Consider the following 2500-nt stretch of genomic DNA (forward strand, 5'->3'; position numbering starts at 1 on the left):
TGCAACTAAAGTGGCTCGGGACGGAATCGAACCGCCGACACGAGGATTTTCAGTCCTCTGCTCTACCATCTGAGCTACCGAGCCTCAACATTGATTTTAAATAATGGCGGAGCCGACGGGATTCGAACCCGCGGTCTCCTGCGTGACAGGCAGGCATGTTAGGCCTCTACACCACGGCTCCGTGCCATATTTAAGTGGTGCCGCCGAGAGGACTTGAACCCCCAACCTACTGATTACAAGTCAGTTGCTCTACCAGTTGAGCTACAGCGGCATGTTACGTTATAGTTATCCACAGCATGTGGATGGTGGAGGCTGACGGGATCGAACCGCCGACCCTCTGCTTGTAAGGCAGATGCTCTCCCAGCTGAGCTAAGCCTCCATGGGATTATTGGTAGCGGCGGAGGGGATCGAACCCCCGACCTTACGGGTATGAACCGTACGCTCTAGCCAGCTGAGCTACACCGCCATTTATACAACCAAGGAATGTAATACGGAGAGAGAGGGATTCGAACCCTCGCACCACTTACGCAGTCTAACCCCTTAGCAGAGGGTCCCCTTGAGCCACTTGGGTATCTCTCCATGACATAACCTTATCAAGGCTTATCCCTTGAAAACTGGATACGAAACTAAGCACGCTGATGCTCTGTATTAGCTTTTGCTTCCGAAGTACGTTTACTTCGTATGCTTACGAAGTGCATTTACTCCGTAAATGCTTTAGGATAAGCCCTCGACCGATTAGTATTCGTCAGCTACACACGTTACCGTGCTTACACCCCGAACCTATCAACCTCGTCGTCTACAAGGGGTCTTACATACTGGGAAATCTCATCTTGAGGGGGGCTTCACGCTTAGATGCTTTCAGCGCTTATCCCGTCCGTACTTGGCTATCCAGCCGTGCTCCTGGCGGAACAACTGGTACACCAGCGGTACGTCCATCCCGGTCCTCTCGTACTAAGGACAGCTCCTCTCAAATTTCCTACGCCCGCGACAGATAGGGACCGAACTGTCTCACGACGTTCTGAACCCAGCTCGCGTACCGCTTTAATGGGCGAACAGCCCAACCCTTGGGACCTACTTCAGCCCCAGGATGCGATGAGCCGACATCGAGGTGCCAAACCTCCCCGTCGATGTGGACTCTTGGGGGAGATAAGCCTGTTATCCCCAGGGTAGCTTTTATCCGTTGAGCGATGGCCCTTCCATACGGTACCACCGGATCACTAAGCCCGACTTTCGTCCCTGCTCGACCTGTTTGTCTCGCAGTCAAGCTCCCTTATGCCTTTGCACTCTGCGAATGATTTCCAACCATTCTGAGGGAACCTTAGGGCGCCTCCGTTACATTTTAGGAGGCGACCGCCCCAGTCAAACTGCCCACCTGACACTGTCCCCATACCGGTTCACGGTACCAGGTTAGAACTCCGATACGATCAGGGTGGTATCCCAACGGCGCCTCCACCGAAGCTGGCGCTCCGGCTTCTCAGGCTCCCACCTATCCTGTACAGATCGTACCAAAGTCCAATATCAAGCTGCAGTAAAGCTCCATGGGGTCTTTCCGTCTTGTCGCGGGTAACCTGCATCTTCACAGGTATTAAAATTTCACCGGATCTCTCGTCGAGACAGCGCCCAAGTCGTTACGCCATTCGTGCGGGTCAGAATTTACCTGACAAGGAATTTCGCTACCTTAGGACCGTTATAGTTACGGCCGCCGTTTACTGGGGCTTCGGTTCACAGCTTCGGATTGCTCCTAACCGCTCCCCTTAACCTTCCAGCACCGGGCAGGCGTCAGCCCGTATACTTCGCCTTGCGGCTTCGCACAGACCTGTGTTTTTGCTAAACAGTCGCTTGGGCCTTTTCACTGCGGCCCCCTCGGGCTATTCACCCTACCGAGGCACCCCTTCTCCCGAAGTTACGGGGTCATTTTGCCGAGTTCCTTAACGAGAGTTCTTCCGCGCGCCTTAGCATGCTCTGCTCGCCTACCTGTGTCGGTTTGCGGTACGGGCACCTTCTCCCTGGCTAGAGGCTTTTCTTGGCAGCTTGAACTCATGACCTTCGGTACTTATATTTCCCTCCCCGTCACAGCTCAGCCTTACGGTTAGCGGATTTGCCTACTAACCAGCCTTGCTGCTTGGACGGACATCCATCAGTCCGCGTCACTATCCTTCTGCGTCACCCCATTGCTCATAACGGTTCACGGTGGTACAGGAATTTCAACCTGTTGTCCTTCGACTACGCCTTTCGGCCTCGCCTTAGGTCCCGACTTACCCTGAGCGGACGAGCCTTCCTCAGGAACCCTTAGGCTTACGGCGGATCAGATTCTCACTGATCTTTTCGTTACTCATACCGGCATTCTCACTTGTATGCAGTCCACCAGTCCTCACGATCTAGCTTCTACCCGCATACAACGCTCCCCTACTGCCCTTAATGGACCCATAGCTTCGGTGGTGTGTTTAGCCCCGTTACATTTTCGGCGCAGAGTCACTCGACCAGTGAGCTATTACGCACT

At 54.0% G+C, this 2500-nt stretch carries 6 tRNA genes and 1 rRNA gene (1 of these 7 cut by a window edge); all 7 read right to left on the minus strand.

The window, feature by feature from the left end:
- Positions 1 to 11: 11 nt before the first annotated feature.
- Positions 12 to 84 (minus strand) — tRNA-Phe (locus tag PAE68_RS00005).
- Positions 85 to 104: 20 nt separating this feature from the next.
- A tRNA-Asp gene (locus PAE68_RS00010) sits at positions 105 to 181 on the minus strand.
- Positions 182 to 195: 14 nt separating this feature from the next.
- Positions 196 to 271, minus strand: a tRNA-Thr gene (locus PAE68_RS00015).
- A gap of 32 nt (positions 272 to 303) precedes the next feature.
- Positions 304 to 379 (minus strand) — tRNA-Val (locus PAE68_RS00020).
- A gap of 10 nt (positions 380 to 389) precedes the next feature.
- Positions 390 to 466: transfer RNA gene (locus PAE68_RS00025), tRNA-Met, on the minus strand.
- A gap of 25 nt (positions 467 to 491) precedes the next feature.
- Positions 492 to 579, minus strand: a tRNA-Ser gene (locus PAE68_RS00030).
- 136 nt (positions 580 to 715) lie between these two features.
- Positions 716 to 2500, minus strand: a 23S ribosomal RNA gene (locus PAE68_RS00035) (it continues 1127 nt past the right edge of the window).

Origin of the sequence: Paenibacillus sp. YYML68, assembly GCF_027923405.1 — a bacterium.
Lineage (GTDB): Bacteria > Bacillota > Bacilli > Paenibacillales > NBRC-103111 > Paenibacillus_G.